Here is an 18,244-nt window from a genome sequence, read left to right on the forward strand (position 1 = left end):
GCGTTAGGTCTCTTTTACGCCCCGGACACATTCACCGCACCCCCTTGAAACACCCGGACCCTAGCGTGGGACACGGCCGCAAAAGCTGCCACTGCAAGGGACAACAGGCACAGGGAAAGGAGCCGGACATGACGGCAACACTTGAACTTGGGGCGCTCGCCGCCGAATCAGACACCGCCGGGTTCGGGACCGGCTGGCACCGTGTCTGCATGGTGGATGACCTCGAACCGGCATGGGGTGAGGCAGCCCTGGTGGCAGGCCGCCAGGTGGCGCTCTTCCGCACCGGCCCCAGCGAAGTCTTCGCCGTGGCGCACCAGGACCCGGCCACGGGAGCCCACGTCATGGCCCGCGGCATCCTCGGTTCCAAGGGGACCCGCCCCACCATCTCCTCGCCGTTGCACAAGGAGGTCTACGACCTCGAAACCGGTGAATGCTTCACCACGCGGGGGCTGCGGCTGGCAGCCTTCGGCACCCGCGTCAGGGACGGCGTCGTCGAGGTGCAGCTCTGACACCGGGGCAACCCATAAGTACACAAAAAGTAAGGGTGCCGGGCGTGCGTGAAGCCCGGCACCCTTTTCGTGGCTGGGGCGGCTACAGGCCCAGTGCCTCGCTGACGTCGTGGCGGACCTCGTCCAGCGCTGCGCGCGCCGCCTGGCGTGCCGCCGGCAGCTCCGCCGCGGAACCCACCTGGTGGATGACTTCCAGGTAACACTTGAGCTTGGGTTCGGTGCCGCTGGGCCGGATGATCACGCGGGTCAGGTTCCGGGTGATGTAGAGCAGGCCCTCCGTGGGAGGCAGCTGCGCGCTGCCTTCGGCCAGGTCGGTGAAGACCTCCACGGCCGACTGCCCGAACGACTCCGGCGGGGAAACCCGCAGCCGGTTCATCATGGCGTCCAGCAGACCCAGGTCCGCGACCCTGATGCTGAGCTGGTCGCTGGCGTGCAGGCCGTGCTGGAGGTACAGCTCGTCCAGCGTGTCGAAGACCGTCTTGCCCGCGGCCTTGGCGGTGGCAGCGAGTTCGGCAATCAGGACGGCGGCGGAAATGCCGTCCTTGTCCTTGACCTGCTCCGGCGCCACGCAGTAGCCCAGCGCCTCCTCATACCCGTAGACCAGCCCGGGCACCCGCGAAATCCACTTGAATCCGGTCAAGGTCTCCTCGTGGGCAAGCCCGGCCGCCGCGGCGATCCGTGCCAACAGGCGCGAGGAAACAATCGAATTGGCGAACAGGCCGCGGCCGTCAGCCTTCACTGCGGCGTCACCGTCCGCGAGCCGGGCCACCATGTGGGCGCCCAGCAGGGAGCCCACTTCGTCGCCCCGGAGCATGCGCCACGCCCCGGTATCGGGGTCCTTCGCAGCCACGGCAGCCCGGTCCGCGTCGGGGTCGTTGGCGATGACGAGGTCGGCGTCCAGCCGCTCCGCTGTGTCCAGGGCAAGGTCAAGGGCCCCCGGTTCCTCGGGGTTGGGGAAGCTGACCGTGGGGAAATCGGGGTCCGGGTCGGCCTGCTCGGCCACCACGGTGACGTCCGTGAAACCTGCGGCCTTCAGTACTTCCTGCGCTGTTCCGCCGCCCACGCCGTGCAGCGGGGTCAGGACAATCCGGAGGTCCCGCGACGGAAAGCGGCCGGGGATGGCGAGTGCCGCCGTCGACCGCTGGTAGTCAGCGGCGAGCGCGTTGTCCAGGATGGTCCAGCCATCAGCTGCCAGCTCGATGGACTCCAGGGTCCCCACGGCGCTGATGCGCGCGGCGATTTCGGCGTCGTACGGCGCCACGATCTGGGCGCCGTCGCCGTCTGCCGTTACCGCGTGCCGCCCCAGGTACACCTTGTACCCGTTGTCCTGCGGCGGGTTGTGGCTGGCGGTTACCATGACGCCGCCATCGCAGCCCAGGGCGCGAACGGCGTAGGCCAGCAGGGGAGTGGGGAGGGCGGCCGGCAGCACAAACGTCTCGATACCGGCAGCGGTGAAGATCGCGGCGGTTTCCGCCGCAAAGACGTCCGAGTTGTGGCGGGCGTCATAGCCGACGACGGCGCGCGGCCGGGTGCCCGCGGCAGCCTTGGCCACGGCGTCCACCAGGAACGCCGCAAGTCCGGCGGCCGCGCGGCGGACCACCACGCGGTTCATCCGGTTCGGCCCGGGGCCCAGCGCCGCCCGCAGTCCTGCGGTGCCGAACTGCAGTGTGCCGCGGAAGCTGTCTTCCAGTTCCTGCCGGGCCGCCGGATCGCCTTCCTCCACAAGACGGACAAGCTCAATGAGCGACGCCTTCGTTGCGGGGTCCGGGTCCTGGGCAGCCCATTCGCGGGCTTCGGTGAGCAGGCGAAGTTCGGCATCGGAAGACGTCATGGGCATAACGCTATCGTCATTGCCCGGCCACGTGGCGCACCCCTGGTGCCCGGCCGGCTACAGCCGGGCGATGATGCCTGCCAGCAGCCGGGAAATGCGCGGCCCCGCTGCCTGGCCCGACTCAATGACTTCCTGGTGGCTGAGCGGCTGGGGGCTGATGCCCGCCGCAAGGTTGGTGACCAGTGAAATGCCGAACACTTCCATGCCGGCGTGCCGCCCGGCGATGGCCTCCAGCGCCGTCGACATCCCGATCAGGTCCGCCCCGATCCGCTTGGCGTACTGCACCTCGGCAGGGGTTTCGTAGTGGGGTCCGGGGAACTGCGCGTAGACGCCCTCGTCCAGGGTGGGGTCCACTTCCCGGGCCAGCCCGCGGATCCTGGGCGAATAGAGGTCCGTCAGGTCCACGAAGGTGGCGCCTTCCAGCGGTGAGGTGGCCGTGAGGTTGATGTGGTCCCGGATCAGGACCGGCGTGCCGGGGGTCCAGTCCTCGTTGAGGCCGCCGCAGCCGTTGGTCAGGACCAGGGTGCTGCACCCGGCGGCCGCTGCGGTGCGGATGCCGTGCACCACGGCGCGGACACCCTTGCCCTCGTAGTAGTGCGTGCGGGCGCCCAGGACCAGCGCCCGTTTTCCTTCCTTGGTCAGGATGGACCGGATGGTGCCCACGTGGCCCTCCACGGCCGGGGCGTGGAAGCCGGGGACTTCCTCCGCTGACAGGGTGGCGGTGGTCTCGCCGATCAGGTCGGCGGCTTCGCCCCACCCGGAGCCGAGGACCAGGGCGGTGTCGTGGCGGTCCACGCCCGTTTCTTCCGCGATGTAGTCCGCGGCGGCGCGGGCGGCGGCGAACGGGTCGGTGTTCAGGAAGTCTGTTGTACTCACCAGTACAAGTTATCCTGCCGCCCTGTTGCCCCGGTCACGGCAGGCCCGGACGGCACCCCGATTTCTTGGTGGTCGGGCCGCCAATGGGAGAGAATGGATGACTGTGACTACGCATCCAGATTTCAGTTCCCCCCGGATCGCAATCCTGGGAGGTGGTCCCGGCGGATACGAAGCTGCCATGGTGGCCGCCTCGCTGGGGGCCACGGTCACCGTGATCGAACGTGCCGGGCTCGGCGGCTCCGCGGTACTGACCGACGTAGTCCCCTCCAAGACCCTCATTGCCACGGCTGACCTGATGACCCGCGTGGCAGAGGCCGGCGAGCTGGGAGTGAAGTTCGACGTCGACGGCGGCGACTTCGTCCCCGTGATGCACGCCGACCTCAAGCACATCAACCACCGCCTCCTCAACCTGGCCCGCAACCAGTCCAGGGATATCCGCGACGGCCTCGAGAAGCAGGGCGTCCGGATCATCGAAGGCTCCGGACGGCTCCTGGACAGCCACCGGATCGAGGTCCTGACCGCTGACGGCACCGAGACCGTCGAGGCCGACACCATCCTGCTGGCGGTCGGCGCGCACCCCCGCGAACTGGAAACGGCACGCCCGGACGGTGAGCGGATCCTGAACTGGACCCAGATCTACAACCTCGACGAGCTGCCCGAGGAGCTCATCGTGGTGGGGTCCGGCGTCACCGGCGCCGAATTCGCGTCCGCCTACAACGGCCTCGGCTCCAAAGTCACCCTCGTCTCCAGCCGCGACCGCGTGCTGCCCGGCTCGGACGTCGACGCCGCCGTGGTCCTGGAGGAAGTCTTCGAACGCCGCGGGGTCCGGGTCCTGTCCCGCTCCCGCGCCCAGTCGGTGGAACGCACTGACGACGGCGTGGTGGTCACCCTCTCCGACGGCACCCAGGTAACGGGCAGCCACTGCCTCCTGTGCCTTGGTTCCATCCCCAACACCGCAGGCATCGGCCTGGAGGAGGCGGGCGTTGCCGTCAGCGACAGCGGCCACATCAAGGTCGACGGCGTCTCCCGCACCACGGCCCCGAACATCTACGCCGCAGGCGATGCCACCGGCGTCCTGCCGCTCGCCTCGGTTGCTGCCATGCAGGGACGCATCGCGGTGGCACACTTCATGGGCGACGGCGTCACCCCCCTTAAGCTCCACCAGGTGGCGTCCAACATCTTCACCTCACCCGAAATCGCGAACGTGGGTGTCTCCGAGGCCGAGATCGAGTCCGGCAAGTACCAGGCGGACATCATCAAGCTCTCCCTCCGCAGCAACGCCCGCGCCAAGATGCGCAACGCCAAGGACGGGTTCGTGAAGATCTTCGCGCGGAAGGGTTCGGGCACCGTGATCGGCGGCGTGGTGGTGGGCCCGAACGCCTCGGAACTGATCTTCCCCATTTCCATCGCCGTCAAGCAGAAGCTGCACGTCGACGACGTCGCCAGCACCTTCACGGTGTACCCGTCACTCACCGGATCCATTTCCGAGGCGGCGCGCCGCCTGCACGTCCACATGTAAGGGCCGAAGGGCCCGCGCCCGGTGGGCAGTCCGTTGTTACACTCTGCCCATGATTGGGCTTCCCCTCGCGGGAAACGCGCTGGTGCATGCCGGCATGGTGGGGCTGGGCATCGGCGCAGCCCTCCTGTTTTACGCCTATGAGAAGCGGCGCAGGGGCCGCACCGACCCCCGCTTGTGGCCCATCGCCGGTTTCGCCGTGGCGTTCGGTGCCATCGGGTCGAGGGTCCTCACCTGGGACATCTCGCGGCAGGTGTCCCTGGCCGACTGGTGGGGCAACGGCGACCGGAGCATCCTTGCGGGACTGGTGGGGGCCTGGTTCGGCGTCCACCTTGGCAAGCGGCTGACCGGTTACAGGGAGTCCACGGGAGACCTGCTGGCCCCTGCGGTGGCACTTGCCATGGTTATCGGGCGCGTGGGCTGCCTGCTCACCGAACTCCCGGGCACCCCTACCGGCGGTTCCTGGGGGATTGTCCTCACCCCGGCCCAGGCTGCGTTGGCCGGCGCCCCGGCCGGAGTGGCCCTCCATCCGTCCTTTGCCTACGAGATCGCCTTCCACCTGGCCGCTTTTGCCCTGATGTGGCGGTACCGCGACGCCCTGCCCCATCCCGGTGACCTTTTCATCTGTTTCGTCAGCGCCTACGCCGTCTTCAGGTTCTTCGTGGAATTCGTCCGCGGCAACGAGGTCCTCTGGCTTGGCCTGAGCCGGCCCCAACTGTTCCTGCTGGCGGCCCTTCCCCTGCTGGCCTGGTGTGTCCGGCGCGTGTTCGGCACGCCGCTGCGACGAGAGGTGGAAGGGACCGTGGCATGAGCGAAGAACCCCCCGACGGGCCACTGCAACAACCGCGGCAGGAGAATCGCCAGGACAATGAACCACGGGGCGGATCCCTGGGGCTGGGGGCCGTGGTTGGCGCCGTGGCGCTGTACGCGGTCTACGTCCTGGGAACCATAGCCCAGGGGCCCTACGCCTGGTCCGCGACCTTCCTCGCCGTGCCGGCTCCCTTCATCCCCCTCATCCTGTACCTGGCCGTCGCAATCGTGCTTGCAGTCCGGCGCCGGACGGCGCTGTGGGGTGCGGGGCTGCTGATAGGCCTGGGCGCCTTTGTCCTGCTCGGCGGTGGCCTCTGCATCGGCTTCCTTGTCCAGGTCCAGGCCTGAAATGGACAACGACAGGGAGGATCCGCCCCCCTCCGAAGGAACCCCACCGCCCGGGACCTGGCCGACCAGCATCCTGGCCGGCCCCGCCGCCTTCGTCCCCATCGCCCTCTACCTGGGACTGGGCATTGCCCTTGCCGTCCGCCCCCGCACCGCGAGGACCGGGGCCGGGATGCTGATTGGGCTGGGCATCTTCCTGTTGCTCGGCGGGGGACTGTGCGTGGGAGCCCTCGCACAGACCAGAATCTGAGAAGGGAGCACTGATCAATGAGGTCTCGAGAGTTGCCAGGGCCTGGCCAGCCGCTGCGGGGTGACCGGATCCACCGCTACGTCACGGCGTTCTGCCCGCGTTGCCACGACACCAACCCTCCACTCAGCGAGGTCCGCCGGCTGTCCGGGGCGCTGCTGGTCCGCGACGGGCGGGTGTGGCTTGAACGAGGTTGCCCGGAGCACGGTCTGGTCCGCACGCTCTACGACGAGTCCCCGGAGATCCTGCGCTACCTGGAGAAATGGCAGGCGCCCACCAAGCAGCATGTTCCTGACCGGGCAGGCAATTTCCGTGCCATCCCCGGGGCGTATGCCTACGGGCTTCCGGCCATGCAGACCCAGCACACCTGCATCCTGCTCCAGGACATCATCGAGCACTGCAACCTGAAGTGCCCCACCTGTTTCACCGCCTCCGGACCGCAACTGCAGGGCGTGGCTCCGCTGGAGGAGGTGCTGGCCAACGTCGATACCCGCCTGGCACGCGAGAGCAACCGCCTCGATGTGCTGATGTTGTCCGGCGGCGAACCAACGCTGTACCCGTACCTGGCGGAACTGCTGGACGAACTCGTGGCCCGGCCGATCGTGCGGATCATGGTGAACAGCAACGGCGTGCTGCTGGCCACTGACGACGAAATGCTTGCCCTGTTGGCCCGGCACCGTGACCGCGTGGAGGTGTACCTCCAATACGACGGCTCTTCCCGGGAGGCCTCGATCCACCACCGGGGCGGCGACCTGACCCGCTACAAGGACGCGGCCATCTCCCGCCTCTCCGCGGCCGGCATATTCACCACCCTGACCATGACGGCATCCCTGGGCGTCAATGACGGTGAGATCGGTGACGTGGTGATGCGCGCGCTGGAGACCCCGTATGTGGGCGGGGTGGCGCTGCAGCCCGTGTTTGGATCCGGGCGCGGGCACGGCATCGACCCCCTGGACCGGCTCACGCATACCGGCGTCCTGGACCGGCTTGAATCACAAACCGGCGGCGTGGTCTCCTGGCACGACCTCACGGCACTGCCGTGCTCCCATCCGCACTGCGCATCGGTGGGCTACATGCTCAAGGACGACGCCTGCACCTGGCGTTCCCTGGCAGCGCTCATCGGCCACGACCAGCTCCTGGCGTGGCTCGAACTGAATCCTGACAGCATCGCCAACCGGATTGCTGACAGCGCCATCCCACTGGAACTGCGGAACCTGATGAAAACCTCGCTGCTGGACCTGCTGAGTGAGCAGTCGTCCCTGTCGCACCCACGGACCATGGATCTTTGGAAGAACATCTGCACGCAGTGCGATCTTGGCATCGGAACCCTGACCACCCTGGCGGCCGGCAAGCTGCCCGGCCAGCAGCAGCGCCTGCGCCGGCTCCTCGCCGAACGGGTCACCCGGATCATGGTCAAGCCCTTCATGGACATGTCCACCATGATCGAGGAACGGCTCACCCAGTGCTGCGTCCACGTCGGAACCAAGGGCGACGACGGGGAGCACCAGTGCGCGCCCTTCTGCGCCGTCCAGGCATGGCCCTCCCTGGCCCGGCAGCGGATGAGCACGGCGACCGGCGCACGGCTGCTTCCGGTGCGCCAGGTTTAGGGAGGATTCATGGACCCGGCCTCTGATGCCCGGCGCATTGCCGGCGGACCCAACCCGTCCCAGCTGGTGCGCCGGCACGCCGCAGCACACTCCAACCCGCAGGGTCCCGGCACCCCCGCACCCACCGGCCAGGCACCCTATGATCCGCTCCGGCTATGCATCTTTGCCACCGTTGCGCTGCTGGGGTGGCTGGCCGGACCTGCCGCCCTGGCGGTCTTCGCCGGCCTCGGGTTTGCGGGGTACTGGAAGGCACGACGGCGGGGCCTGGCGCGGTCCAAATGCTTCCTGCGCGACACGCGGCTCGTGCTCGTTTATCTGGGTGCCCTCCTGGCTGCGGGGGCATACGGGATCTACGTGGCCGCCGGGCAAGTATTCGGGCTGTGACAGGTAACCGGTGTGCTGCCCGCCCTAAGACGGGAAGGGGCCTAGAACGGGTACGGGGCGATGTCCGGTCGCATGGTGAGCCACTGGATCTCGGTGAACGACTCCATGTTGGCGTGGTGGCCGCCGATCCGCGAGCCGTTGCCTGAGTTCTTCGTTCCGCCAAACGGGGAGTTGGCCTCATCGGAGACGGTCTGCTCGTTGATGTGGACCTTCCCGGAGTCGAGGCGGTCCGCGATGGTCATGGCCAGGCCCACGTCGCCAAGGATGCCGATCGACAGGCCGTACTCATTGTCGTTGGCCAGTGCCACGGCCTCATCCACGGTGGAGAACTTCATCACCGGGGCCACGGGGCCGAAGATTTCGTCCTTCCAGGCGGGGCTGGAAGTGTCCAGGTCAACCAGCACGGCGGGCTGGTAGAACCGGCCGTCGTGGGTGCCGCCGGCAGCCAGCCGGGCGCCCGCCTGGACCGCGCCCTGGACGATCCCGTCCACCCGCTGCAGTTGCCGTTCGTCAATGACCGGCCCCAGGGCAACGGTGCCGCTCGTCGGATCGCCCACAGGCAGGTAGGCCGCCTTCTCCGACAAGGCGGCAACGTAGTCGTCGTAGATGTCCTCATGCACGATGTGGCGGCCGGCAGCCATGCAGATCTGGCCCTGGTGCATGAACGAGCCGAACGCCGCCGCGGAGGCCGCCTTGGCAAGGTCGGCGCCCGGCAGCACGATCAGCGCGTTGTTGCCGCCCAGTTCCAGGTGCGCTCGCTTCAGCAGCCGCCCGGCCGTCTCGCCGATCTTCCGGCCGGCCGCCGTCGAGCCCGTGAAAGCGATCACCCGGACCTCGGGGGCTTCGACGACGGCGGCTCCGATGTCCGCGCCGCCGGGGAGCAGGGAGAGCAGGCCTTGCGGAAGTCCGGCCTCCTCGAAGATGCGCATCACGGTCACGCCGCCGCAGATCGCGGTCCGGGGGTCCGGCTTGAGCAGCACGGCGTTGCCCAATGCCAGGGCAGGGGCCACGGCGCGGATGGAGAGAATCAGTGGGAAGTTGAACGGCGCGATGACGGAGACGACGCCCACCGGACGGCGCCGGGCAAAGGACCAGCGGTTTTCGTTGGACGTCAGGACGTCACCGGCAGGGAGGGAGGGCAGCGCCGAGGCGTCGTAGCATTCGTTGGCTGCGATATGGGTTTCCAGCGCCGCCTTGGGCGGGATGCCCCCGGACTCGCGCACGATCCAGTCCTGGACCTCGGCTGCGTGCTCCTCCCAGAGCTGCCCGGCGCGGCGCAGCACCGCGGCCCGGTCCTCCGGGTTGCGGGCGGCCCATTCCTTCTGTGCCTTCGCGGCGGCAGTCGCAGCTTCCCGGACGTCGTCGACGGAGGCGACGCCGTAGCTGCCGAGCTGTCCGCCGGTGGCCGGTTCCATGCTGCTGCCGGTCCCGCCGCCGCCCGCCCGCCAGCCGTTGAGGTAGATCTTGCCTTCCCAGAGGGCGGAATCGAGCAGGGACATGGCAGGTCCTTTCGTTGTTCCGGACGTCAGGCGTCCGGCCTGGAAGATGGGAGCGCGGGTCAGTCCCGTCCATCACATGCTGTGCGGACGCCGCCGTCAAGGGCATGAACGGGGAAACAAGGGCAGCGGTATCCGTGCAGAGGCTTATGCCGACGCCGGGAGCGTATTCCGGGAGGCCGGGTCGCGCCGGGCCAGCCGTGCGGCCACCAGGTAGGTAATGCCGGTTATCAGCGGCACCGCGCTGGCGGCGGCCAGGGAGGCCGCCGGCCCCGACCGGCCAAGAACCGTGATCAGCAGCGGCAGCGTGCCAATGGCAAACAGCAACCAGCCGGCCGGGCCTGACCGTTTAAGTCCCAGGACAGCGGCCGGGAACGCCAGGGCGATGACGCCGACCGCAATGACAGGCCCGTTTGAATCCTGGAGGCTGCGGGCGGCCGCGGGATCGAGGGCGAACCAGACGCAGACCGCGACGAGGACCACGGCCAACCCCATCAGCAGCGGAGCGGCCGCGGCCGGCCGGAACCAGGCGAGGGCAGCAAGGGCCAGCATGGGCACAAACCAGGACAAGGTCATCATCAGGCCGGCCATGCCGCCGGGCTGATCCAAGGCGTAGCCGCCGATGAAAGCCACAGCGGCCACGGTGAAAACCGTCATGACCACCGCGCCCATTTTCACCAGTCCACGGGCCCGGCGCTGCGGATCCTTCTCCCGGACCAGGACAACTCCGGCCACGGCGGCGAGCACCACCGCGGCGAATGCCAGAATGATGGGCAAGGACATTGGTGCCTCCTGCGGCCGGTGGAATCCTGTGACCATTCAAGCCCTGTGGAATCCCGGTGCCAAGGGGCGAAAGCCCCGCAGCCGCTAGGCCGCTGCCGCCTGGAAGTGCTGTTCGATGAGCCCTTTGATGTCCTCATGGCAGCCGCCGCAGCCGGTGCCCGCGCGGGTGGCCTTGGAAACGTCCGCCACGGTGGAGCAGCCGCCGGTTACGGCCGCAGTGATGGCCGACCCGCTGACCCCCGCGCACCGGCACACGGTACCCGCGGGGTCGGCAGCTCCGCCCCCGGGCAGCTGGTCCGGTCCATCCAGGCGCAGGAGCAGTGACCGGTCGGCGGGCAGCTCTGCACCCCGTTCAAAAAGCCCCACCAGTTCGGCTGCGGTCCGGGGCATGCCCACGGCCACCAGGCCTTCCAGCACACCGCCCCGGGTGGTCATCTTCACGTACCGGCCGTGCTCCGGATCCGCCCACTGGGACACCTGCAGGCGTGGCCTGCCGTTGACCGCTCCGGCCGTGAGTGCTTCCTCATCCCACGGCTCGGCGGCGTTGTCCCCGGCCACGGCCATGTTCATGCCGCGGGCTTTCAGGACCACGACGCCGGGCTGTTCCGGCGGCAGCGCGGGGAGCACTTCGGCGTCCGCTTCCGCCCCCTCGGCCAGCAGGGTGAGGTAGCCGGCCAGCCATTCGGCCTGCCGCCATCCAGGACCCACCAGGCCGGAGGGCCCCGTGGCGTTGCGGCAGGCGGCGCAGCCGGGATCCGGGCAGCGGACCTCGGCGCAGTCGCCAACGGCGAAGATGTGCGGTTCGTGGTGCGCCCGCAGCCGGTGGTCCACCAGGATCCCGGTGCCGGTGGAGAGGCCGCAGCCTTCGGCCAGTTCCGTCCGGGGACGGACGCCGCAGGAGATGACCAGGAGGTCGCCGTCGATCGCTGAGCCGTCGTCGAGCAGCAAAGCCGAGAATCCGCCGTCGGGCGCGTTGTGCTCAACGCCGGTGGACCGGGCGTTGCCGGCCACCCGGACTCCGCAGCGGCGCAGCCCGGCAGCCAGGACGGCCCCGCCGCCGCGGTCGATGCTGCGGCCCAGCGGGTGCGGGCCGTTGTGGACCACGGTGACCGTGGCACCTTCCTCCGCGGCCGCCAGCGCCGTCTCCAAGCCGAGGACGCCGCCGCCCAGGACCACCACGCGCTTGCCGCCGGCCACGGCCTGCCGCAGCACCTGGGCGTCGCGGAGGTCCCGCAGCGCCGTGACGCCGGCCGGCAGCACGGGGGAAGCCGGGTCCGGGTTGATGCCGGTGAGGTTGGGAATCACCGGCCGGGATCCGGTGGCGAACACCAGCCGGTCGTAGTGCACGGACGCGCCGTCGGACAGGGCCACCTTCTGCCGCGCCCTGTCCACGCGACTGACCCGGACGCCCAGCCGGACGTCCACGCCCTCGGCGACCAGTTCGGCGCTGTCGGCGAGGGCCAGGGCGTCGGCGGTGGTCCGGCCGACGCCCAGGTCCGCCACCAGGACGCGGTTGTAGGCGGCCTCGGCTTCCTGGCCCACCACCGTGAGCCTGGCGTGGCCGCCGCGCACGGCGGGCAGGAGCTCGTCCACCAGCCGGGCGGCCACGGGACCGAATCCCACAATGACAATCTGCTCGCTCATGAGGCCTCCGTCGTGTGCAGCATGCGGGCGGATTCGGGTGCGGCCACGGGCCGGACCCATACGGTGTTGAACTTGAACTCGGGCATCCCGGAGACCGGATCCGTGGCGGCTTCCGTCAACCGGTTGGCGCTCTCAGCCCCGGGAAAGTGGAACGGCAGGAAAACCGTCTCGGGGCGGATGGCGGTGCTGAGCTCCGCCCGGCACACCACCTCGCCGCGCCCGTTGGACACCGACACCAGCGTTCCGGCACCGATGCCCATGGCGTCGGCCGCCCCGGGGTGGAGCTGCATCCTGGCCTCGGGCTGCGCGGCGGCCAGCTCGGGGACCCGGCGGGTCTGGGCCCCCGACTGGTAGTGCTCCAGGAGGCGGCCGGTGATGAGCGTCATGGCTGTGCCGGCAGGGCCTGTTGGGTTCCCGGCGGCTTCAGCTGCGGGAGTACGACGGCGGCGCGGCGCCACCGGGACCATGACCGCCTTGCCGTCGGGGTGGGCGAAGCCGTCCCGGAACAGGCGGGGGGTTCCGGTGCTGCCGGCCGGGAAGGGCCAGTAGGCTGCCTCGCCGCGGTCCAGCATGGCGTAGTCGATGCCGGAGTAGTCGGCCAGGCCGCCCGCTGAAGCCCGGCGGAGCTCCTCGAAGACCGTTTCCGGGTCCTCGCTGTAGGTGGAGGGGGCGTCCAGGCGCTCGGCCAAACGGGCCATGATCCACAGCTCGCTCCGTGCGCCGGCGGGAGGGGAGATGGCGCGGCGGCGGCGCAGCACGCGGCCTTCCAGGTTGGTCAGGGTGCCTTCCTCCTCGGCCCACTGGAGGACCGGAAGGATGAGGTCCGCCTCCGCAGCGGTCTCGGACAGGAAGAAGTCGCAGACCACCAGGAAGTCCAGGCTCCGCAGCCCCTCGATGACGGCGTTGGCGTCAGGTGCCGCCACGGCAATGTTGGAGGCGTGGACAAAAAGGCACCGGACGCCGTCGGGCTGTCCCAGCGATTTCAGCAGCTGGACGGCGGGCAGGCCGGGGCCGGGGATCAGTTCCTCGGAGACGCCCCAGACCGCGGCGACGTGCGCGCGGGCGGCGGGGTCGGTGATCTTGCGGTAGCCGGGCAGCTGGTCGGCCTTCTGGCCGTGCTCGCGGCCGCCCTGGCCATTGCCCTGGCCGGTGAGGGTGCCGTAGCCGCTGCGGGCGGAGCCGGGCAGGCCCAGCAGGAGGCTCAGGTTGATGGCCGCCGTGGCGGTGTCCGTGCCGTCCACGTGCTGTTCCACGCCGCGGCCGGTGAGGATGTAGCTGCCGCCCCTGCGGGCGCCGGCGGCAAGCATCCTGGCGGTTTCGCGGATCAGGTCCGCCGGGACACCGGTGATGGACTGGACGCGTTCGGGCCAGAAGGCGTTCACGCTGCGGACGACGGCGCTGTAGCCCGAGGTGCGCTCCTGGAGGTAAGCGGTGTCCACCAGGTCCTCGTGGATGACCACGTGGGAGAGGCCCAGCAGCAGGGTGAGGTCGGTGCCGGGAAGGGGCTGCAGGTGGAGGCCGGCGCCGTCGGCCGTGAAGGCCGCTGTGGCCGAACGCCGCGGATCCACCACCACCAGACCGCCGGCGTCGCGGGCGCCCTGCAGGTGCTGGACGAACGGCGGCATGGTCTCGGCAACGTTGGAGCCGAGCATCAGGATGGTGCTGGCGGTGTCCAGGGCCTCCAGCGGGAACGGCAGCCCGCGGTCCACGCCGAAAGCGCGCATTCCCGCCGCGGCCGCTGAGGACATGCAGAACCTGCCGTTGTAGTCGATCCGGGAGGTGCCCAGGGCCAGCCGGGCGAACTTGCCCAGCTGGTAGGCCTTTTCGTTGGTGAGCCCGCCACCGCCGAAAACGCCGACGGCGTCCGCACCGTACCGGGCGCGGGCGTCTCTTACTGCCGCGGCGGCGAGGTCCAGGGCCTGGTCCCAGCCAATGGGCCGGTGGACGCCGTCGGCGCCTTTCAACTGGGGCTCGGTGATCCGGCCCGCATGGTTCAGGAGGCTGGCCGAGGTCCAGCCCTTGCGGCACAGGCCGCCACGGTTGGTGGGGAAGTCCCTGCCTGCCACGTCCAGGACGGGGGGTGCCGTGGGGGCGGCAGGCGCGGGGCCCGGCCCCGGCTGCGAAGCCGGGGCCAGGCCCGCCGGGGCCGTGAGCGTCATGGCGCACTGCAGGGCGCAGTAAGGGCAGTGCGTGTCGGCGCTTTTGGTCATGCTAGACGTGTCCCATCGCGTTCCGGCCGGCGTTGCGGATGTAGCAGGTCCAGCAGACCACCAGCATGAGGACGTAGGCGCCGACGAATCCGTAGAAGGCCGGGGTGTAGGAGCCGCTGGCGGTGCTGGAGGCATTGAGCACCTGGGGGATCACGAAGCCGCCGTAGGCGCCGATCGCGGAGATCAGGCCGAGGGCCGAGGACGCGAGCCGCTGGGTGGCGACGGAGCTTGCACCCTTGCGGGCAGCCCGGCTGGAGGTGGCGAAGATGACCGGAATCATCCGGTACGTTGCGCCGTTGCCGAAGCCGCTGGCGGTGAACAGCATCAGGAAGAGAACCAGGAAGAGCAGGAAGTTCTTCAGCGGCAGCGTCCAGATCATGGTCAGCGTAATGACGGCCATGGCGGCGAAGGCGGACACTGTCATCCGGGCGCCGCCCATCCGGTCCGCCATGCGTCCGCCGTAGGGGCGGGCCAGGGAACCCACCAGGGGGCCGAGGAACGCCAGGGACAGGGCCACGCTTCCCACCCCGATGGAGGAGAACGCGGGGAAGTAGTCCTTGATCAGCTTGGGAAACACACCGGCGAAGCCGATGAAGGAGCCAAAGGTGCCGATGTACAACAGGGCCATGATCCACAGGTGCGGTTCCTTCAGGGCCGCGACCGAGCCGGCCACGTCACCCTTGGCACTGGTGAGGTTGTTCATGTACTTGAAGGCGCCGAAGGCTGCCAGCAGGATGAAGGGAACCCACATCCAGCCCGCCATGGGGAGGTTGACGCTGCCGGCGGCCAGCAGGGTGATGACAATCGGCACCGCAAGCTGCGCGACGGCGGCACCCAGGTTCCCGCCGGCGGCGTTCAGGCCCAGCGCCCAGCCTTTTTCCCGGGCCGGGTAGAAGAACGTGATGTTGGCCATCGAGCTGGCGAAGTTGCCGCCGCCGAACCCGGCCAGGGCAGCCACCAGGAGCATGACGCTGAACGGCGTGCCCGGGTTCGAGACGCAGAGGGCCAGCCCGGTGGAGGGGATCAGGAGCAGCAGGGCGGACACGATGGTCCAGTTGCGGCCGCCGAAGCGGGGCACCATGAAGGTGTAGGGGATGCGGAGGGTGGCGCCCACCAGGCTTGGCATGGAGATGAGCCAGAAGATTTCCGAGGTGGAGAAGGTAAAGCCTGCGGCGGGGAGCTGGACCACCACGATGGACCACAGCTGCCAGACGACAAAGCCGAGGAACTCGGCGAAAATGGACCAGTTCAGGTTGCGGCGGGCGATGGCCCGGCCTGCGGCCTCCCACTGCTCCTTGTTCTCGGCATCCCAGTTGGCGATCCAGCGGCCGGGGCGGAATTCAAGGGCAGGGGCGTCAGTGGTGCGGGTAGGGCCGGGCTGTGCGCTGGCGGATACGGCATCAACGGTGCGGTCAACAGTCACGGGTTACCTCCTTCGGGGGATGTTGTTCCTCCAAGGTAGGGACGGCGCGTTTCGCGGACGGTCGAGGTTTGTTAACGCGCTGTGACTTTTGCCTATCCGGGCCCGCCGGACGGCGTGAGGCGGTCCCGGGGTCCGCGATATGAGATGCACAACACAGGTCCGCATCGTGGACGTTTCGTCCATTGACTGGACGCTGGGAAGTAAGATCAAACTCTAACTATTCGAGCCGGGAGGCAGCGTTGCCTGCGCCCGGCCGGTCACACGAAAGCGTTTACCCATGTCATCCACCGATACCACCAAGGTGCCCGGTTCGCACCAGCCGGTGAACTCCCGCGGCCGCGTCATCGTGGCAAGCCTGATCGGCACCACCGTGGAGTTCTACGACTTCTACGTCTATGCCACGGCCGCCGTGCTCGTGTTCCCGAAGCTCTTCTTCCCGGGCGCGAACGAAACCACCCAGCTGCTGAGCTCCTTTGCCGTCTTCGGCGTGGCCTTCATTGCCCGCCCGCTCGGCTCGATTGTCTTCGGGCACTTCGGCGACAAGTTCGGCCGCAAGGGAACCCTTGTTGCGTCGCTGCTGACCATGGGCATTGCCACCTTCCTCATCGGCTGCCTCCCCACGGCGCTGGTTCCGGGCTGGGAGTTTTGGGCACCGGCCATGCTGGTGGTCCTGCGCTTCGCCCAGGGCCTGGCCCTCGGCGGCGAATGGAGCGGCGCAGCCCTCCTGGCCACCGAGAACGCCCCCGCCAACAAGCGCGCCATCTACGGTACGTTCCCGCAGTTGGGAGCCCCGATCGGCTTCATCATCGCCAACGTCATCTTCCTGGTGGCGAGCTACACCTTGACACCGGAAGCTTTCCAGGCCTGGGGCTGGCGGGTGCCGTTCCTGCTCAGCGCCGCCATGGTGATCCTTGGCCTCTACGTCCGGCTCAAGCTGATCGAAACCCCGGCCTTCACCAAGGTGGTGGAATCCAACGAGGTAGCCAAGCTGCCGCTGGGCCGCGTCTTCAAGTCCAGCTGGCGCCAGCTGATCCTGGGCACCTTCATCATGCTGGCCACGTATGTGCTGTTCTACCTGATGACCACGTTCACCCTGACCTACGGCACCAAGCCCACCCTGGCCGGCGCGCAGGCCGCCGCGGAAAAGGCAGGCAAGCCCATGTCCGAGGCCGCAGCCGCCGCGTTCGTTCCCGGCCTGGGCTACTCCCGCAACGACTTCCTTTGGATGCTGATTGCCGGCGTCGTGTTCTTCGGCATTTTCACCCTGGTCTCCGGGCCGCTGGCCGAAAAGTACGGCCGCCGCAAGATGCTCATGGCCGTCACCGCCGGCATCTTTGTCTTCGGCCTGCTGTTCGTGCCGCTGTTCAGCGGCGGCTTCGTGGGCACCATGGGCCTGCTGATCCTCGGGTTCTCCCTCATGGGCCTGACCTTCGGCCCCATGGGTGCGCTGCTGCCGGAACTGTTCCCCACGAACGTCCGCTACACCGGCTCGGCCATCAGCTATAACTTCTCCAGCATCCTGGGTGCTGCCGTGGCGCCGTTCATCGCCGTCGCGCTGTGGGAAGCGGCCAAGGGCAGCCCCGTCCTGGTCGGTGTGTACCTGACCGCCATGGCAGTGCTCACGCTGATCGCGCTGTTCCTCACCCGCGAAACCCGCGATGTGGACTACGAGAACAACGTCGCCTGACGTTTCGTTTGCCCCAATGCCCGGCGCTGCCTTTCGGCACGCCGGGCATTGCCGTTTTCAGCGCGCGTAGCGGGCGACGAAGTTCTTCAGCACCGCCATGGGTTCGGTGATCGTGAATTCCCGTGCCGCGGCCATGAGCTCCTCCGCGGATTCCGGTGGAAAGTACCCGGCGTCCCGGTAGATATCGATCCGCGTCACCAACCCGTCCGCGTCCAGCTCCGGGTGGAACTGGGTGGCATAAAGGTTGGTCCTGATGCGGAACATGTGGACCGGGCAGGTGGCGGCCCGTGCCAGCAGGACGGCGTGCGGGGGGAGCGAGCGGACGGCTTCCTTGTGCCCGGTCAGTGCCGTGAAGGTTCGGGGCATGCCCTGCAGGATGGGGTCCTGGAGTCCCTCATCGGTCAGTTCCACCTCCACCGCGCCGAGGGGCTCGCCGTAGGTCCGGTCGATCACGGCGCCCTGGTGGCTGCCCAGGGTACCGACTCCGTAGCAGGCGCCAAGGAACGGGAAGTCGCGGGCCACCAGCTGGTCCAGGAGTGCGGCAAGTTCCCGCTCCACCCGGTGCTGAACCGTGCTCTTGTGCTCTGGCGGGTCGCTGGACGTGAACGGGCTGCCGCCCACGATGACGCCGGAGTACCTGGAGAGGTCCAGCGAAGGCAGGGGAGCGGCTTCGAGCCGGATCCGGTGCAGTTCCCGTTCCTCCAGGCCGCCGTACCTCAGGTACGCGGCGTACTCGTCCTCGGCGGCGGCGTCTTCCGCGCGGGAGGCCAGGAGCAGGAAAGGCAGCATGTGCTAAGTCTGCATCCTGCCGGCGCCGGCGGCCAGCACCGGCCCGGCACACGGCCGGAGGCGTTTCGGAAACGGTCAGGCTGGGTG

16 protein-coding genes are annotated in these 18,244 nt (G+C 68.9%); 8 read left to right on the forward strand and 8 right to left on the reverse strand.

The window, feature by feature from the left end:
* The first annotated feature begins 128 nt into the window (after nucleotides 1-128).
* Nucleotides 129-509 carry a nitrite reductase small subunit NirD gene (gene nirD, locus ACZ9J7_RS13550; protein ID WP_476210095.1) on the forward strand — a complete coding sequence of 127 codons (381 nt, stop codon included), beginning with the start codon at nucleotides 129-131 and terminating at the stop codon, nucleotides 507-509.
* 82 nt (nucleotides 510-591) lie between these two features.
* Here the strand turns inward: nirD and ACZ9J7_RS13555 are convergent, their stop codons facing one another.
* Together ACZ9J7_RS13555 and ACZ9J7_RS13560 are read right to left on the reverse strand one after the other, a co-directional pair.
* Nucleotides 592-2,340 (reverse strand): phospho-sugar mutase, encoded by a 1,749-nt coding sequence (locus ACZ9J7_RS13555; RefSeq protein WP_476210096.1) that lies wholly within the window; start codon nucleotides 2,338-2,340, stop codon nucleotides 592-594.
* 57 nt (nucleotides 2,341-2,397) lie between these two features.
* Nucleotides 2,398-3,216, reverse strand: a complete 819-nt coding sequence (locus ACZ9J7_RS13560) for a purine-nucleoside phosphorylase (RefSeq protein ID WP_476210097.1) — start codon at nucleotides 3,214-3,216, stop codon at nucleotides 2,398-2,400.
* 103 nt (nucleotides 3,217-3,319) lie between these two features.
* Between ACZ9J7_RS13560 and ACZ9J7_RS13565 the strand changes: the two genes are divergently transcribed.
* Genes ACZ9J7_RS13565 through ACZ9J7_RS13590 form a run of 6 tightly spaced genes read left to right on the forward strand, consistent with a single transcriptional unit; the run spans nucleotide 3,320 to nucleotide 8,125 of the window.
* A complete protein-coding gene (locus tag ACZ9J7_RS13565; RefSeq protein ID WP_476210098.1) occupies nucleotides 3,320-4,735 on the forward strand; it encodes an NAD(P)H-quinone dehydrogenase in 1,416 nt (471 codons plus the stop codon).
* A gap of 49 nt (nucleotides 4,736-4,784) precedes the next feature.
* Entirely contained in the window at nucleotides 4,785-5,543 is a 759-nt protein-coding gene (locus ACZ9J7_RS13570) for a prolipoprotein diacylglyceryl transferase (protein ID WP_476210100.1), read from the forward strand.
* The gene (locus ACZ9J7_RS13575) at nucleotides 5,540-5,890 is read left to right on the forward strand and encodes a hypothetical protein (protein WP_476210101.1); all 351 of its coding nucleotides are present in this window, start codon (nucleotides 5,540-5,542) and stop codon (nucleotides 5,888-5,890) included. Before ACZ9J7_RS13570 ends, ACZ9J7_RS13575 begins: the two co-directional genes overlap by 4 nt.
* A gap of 1 nt (nucleotide 5,891) precedes the next feature.
* Nucleotides 5,892-6,137, forward strand: a complete 246-nt coding sequence (locus ACZ9J7_RS13580) for a hypothetical protein (RefSeq protein WP_476210103.1) — start codon at nucleotides 5,892-5,894, stop codon at nucleotides 6,135-6,137.
* Nucleotides 6,138-6,154: 17 nt separating this feature from the next.
* Nucleotides 6,155-7,741, forward strand: coding sequence for a radical SAM protein (locus ACZ9J7_RS13585; RefSeq protein WP_476210105.1), 1,587 nt, complete (start codon nucleotides 6,155-6,157; stop codon nucleotides 7,739-7,741).
* Between the two features lie 9 nt (nucleotides 7,742-7,750).
* Nucleotides 7,751-8,125: a hypothetical protein gene (locus ACZ9J7_RS13590; RefSeq protein WP_476210107.1), complete on the forward strand. Its 375-nt coding sequence runs from the start codon at nucleotides 7,751-7,753 to the stop codon at nucleotides 8,123-8,125.
* A gap of 41 nt (nucleotides 8,126-8,166) precedes the next feature.
* Here the strand turns inward: ACZ9J7_RS13590 and ACZ9J7_RS13595 are convergent, their stop codons facing one another.
* The 5 genes from ACZ9J7_RS13595 to ACZ9J7_RS13615 all read right to left on the reverse strand — a co-directional run bounded on the left by ACZ9J7_RS13595 (nucleotide 8,167) and on the right by ACZ9J7_RS13615 (nucleotide 15,681).
* Nucleotides 8,167-9,624, reverse strand: a complete 1,458-nt coding sequence (locus ACZ9J7_RS13595) for a benzaldehyde dehydrogenase (RefSeq protein WP_476210109.1) — start codon at nucleotides 9,622-9,624, stop codon at nucleotides 8,167-8,169.
* 144 nt (nucleotides 9,625-9,768) lie between these two features.
* The gene (locus tag ACZ9J7_RS13600; RefSeq protein WP_476210111.1) at nucleotides 9,769-10,404 is read right to left on the reverse strand and encodes a hypothetical protein; all 636 of its coding nucleotides are present in this window, start codon (nucleotides 10,402-10,404) and stop codon (nucleotides 9,769-9,771) included.
* 84 nt (nucleotides 10,405-10,488) lie between these two features.
* Nucleotides 10,489-12,048 (reverse strand): FAD-dependent oxidoreductase, encoded by a 1,560-nt coding sequence (locus tag ACZ9J7_RS13605; RefSeq protein ID WP_476210113.1) that lies wholly within the window; start codon nucleotides 12,046-12,048, stop codon nucleotides 10,489-10,491.
* Nucleotides 12,045-14,258: a molybdopterin oxidoreductase family protein gene (locus ACZ9J7_RS13610; RefSeq protein WP_476210114.1), complete on the reverse strand. Its 2,214-nt coding sequence runs from the start codon at nucleotides 14,256-14,258 to the stop codon at nucleotides 12,045-12,047. Before ACZ9J7_RS13610 ends, ACZ9J7_RS13605 begins: the two co-directional genes overlap by 4 nt.
* A gap of 1 nt (nucleotide 14,259) precedes the next feature.
* The gene (locus tag ACZ9J7_RS13615) at nucleotides 14,260-15,681 is read right to left on the reverse strand and encodes an MFS transporter (RefSeq protein WP_476210116.1); all 1,422 of its coding nucleotides are present in this window, start codon (nucleotides 15,679-15,681) and stop codon (nucleotides 14,260-14,262) included.
* A gap of 277 nt (nucleotides 15,682-15,958) precedes the next feature.
* On the opposite strand from ACZ9J7_RS13615, the gene ACZ9J7_RS13620 reads away from it, so the two are divergent.
* Nucleotides 15,959-17,368: an MFS transporter gene (locus tag ACZ9J7_RS13620; protein WP_476210117.1), complete on the forward strand. Its 1,410-nt coding sequence runs from the start codon at nucleotides 15,959-15,961 to the stop codon at nucleotides 17,366-17,368.
* A gap of 57 nt (nucleotides 17,369-17,425) precedes the next feature.
* Here ACZ9J7_RS13620 and ACZ9J7_RS13625 read toward each other — a convergent pair whose 3' ends face one another.
* The gene (locus ACZ9J7_RS13625; RefSeq protein WP_476210119.1) at nucleotides 17,426-18,157 is read right to left on the reverse strand and encodes a glutamine amidotransferase; all 732 of its coding nucleotides are present in this window, start codon (nucleotides 18,155-18,157) and stop codon (nucleotides 17,426-17,428) included.
* Between the last annotated feature and the right edge of the window lie 87 nt (nucleotides 18,158-18,244).

The organism is Pseudarthrobacter sp. TE9888 (assembly GCF_056279345.1).

What these genes read in the sequence shown, in the direction of transcription:
- ACZ9J7_RS13620 (WP_476210117.1), top strand. Translation starts at nt 15,959, where the DNA reads ATGTCATCCACCGATACCACCAAGGTGCCCGGTTCGCACCAGCCGGTG.
- ACZ9J7_RS13595 (WP_476210109.1), bottom strand. Translation starts at nt 9,624, where the DNA reads ATGTCCCTGCTCGATTCCGCCCTCTGGGAAGGCAAGATCTACCTCAAC.
- ACZ9J7_RS13575 (WP_476210101.1), top strand. Translation starts at nt 5,540, where the DNA reads ATGAGCGAAGAACCCCCCGACGGGCCACTGCAACAACCGCGGCAGGAG.
- ACZ9J7_RS13570 (WP_476210100.1), top strand. Translation starts at nt 4,785, where the DNA reads ATGATTGGGCTTCCCCTCGCGGGAAACGCGCTGGTGCATGCCGGCATG.
- ACZ9J7_RS13585 (WP_476210105.1), top strand. Translation starts at nt 6,155, where the DNA reads ATGAGGTCTCGAGAGTTGCCAGGGCCTGGCCAGCCGCTGCGGGGTGAC.
- ACZ9J7_RS13605 (WP_476210113.1), bottom strand. Translation starts at nt 12,048, where the DNA reads ATGAGCGAGCAGATTGTCATTGTGGGATTCGGTCCCGTGGCCGCCCGG.
- nirD (WP_476210095.1), top strand. Translation starts at nt 129, where the DNA reads ATGACGGCAACACTTGAACTTGGGGCGCTCGCCGCCGAATCAGACACC.
- ACZ9J7_RS13625 (WP_476210119.1), bottom strand. Translation starts at nt 18,157, where the DNA reads ATGCTGCCTTTCCTGCTCCTGGCCTCCCGCGCGGAAGACGCCGCCGCC.
- ACZ9J7_RS13580 (WP_476210103.1), top strand. Translation starts at nt 5,892, where the DNA reads ATGGACAACGACAGGGAGGATCCGCCCCCCTCCGAAGGAACCCCACCG.
- ACZ9J7_RS13590 (WP_476210107.1), top strand. Translation starts at nt 7,751, where the DNA reads ATGGACCCGGCCTCTGATGCCCGGCGCATTGCCGGCGGACCCAACCCG.
- ACZ9J7_RS13610 (WP_476210114.1), bottom strand. Translation starts at nt 14,258, where the DNA reads ATGACCAAAAGCGCCGACACGCACTGCCCTTACTGCGCCCTGCAGTGC.
- ACZ9J7_RS13600 (WP_476210111.1), bottom strand. Translation starts at nt 10,404, where the DNA reads ATGTCCTTGCCCATCATTCTGGCATTCGCCGCGGTGGTGCTCGCCGCC.
- ACZ9J7_RS13555 (WP_476210096.1), bottom strand. Translation starts at nt 2,340, where the DNA reads ATGACGTCTTCCGATGCCGAACTTCGCCTGCTCACCGAAGCCCGCGAA.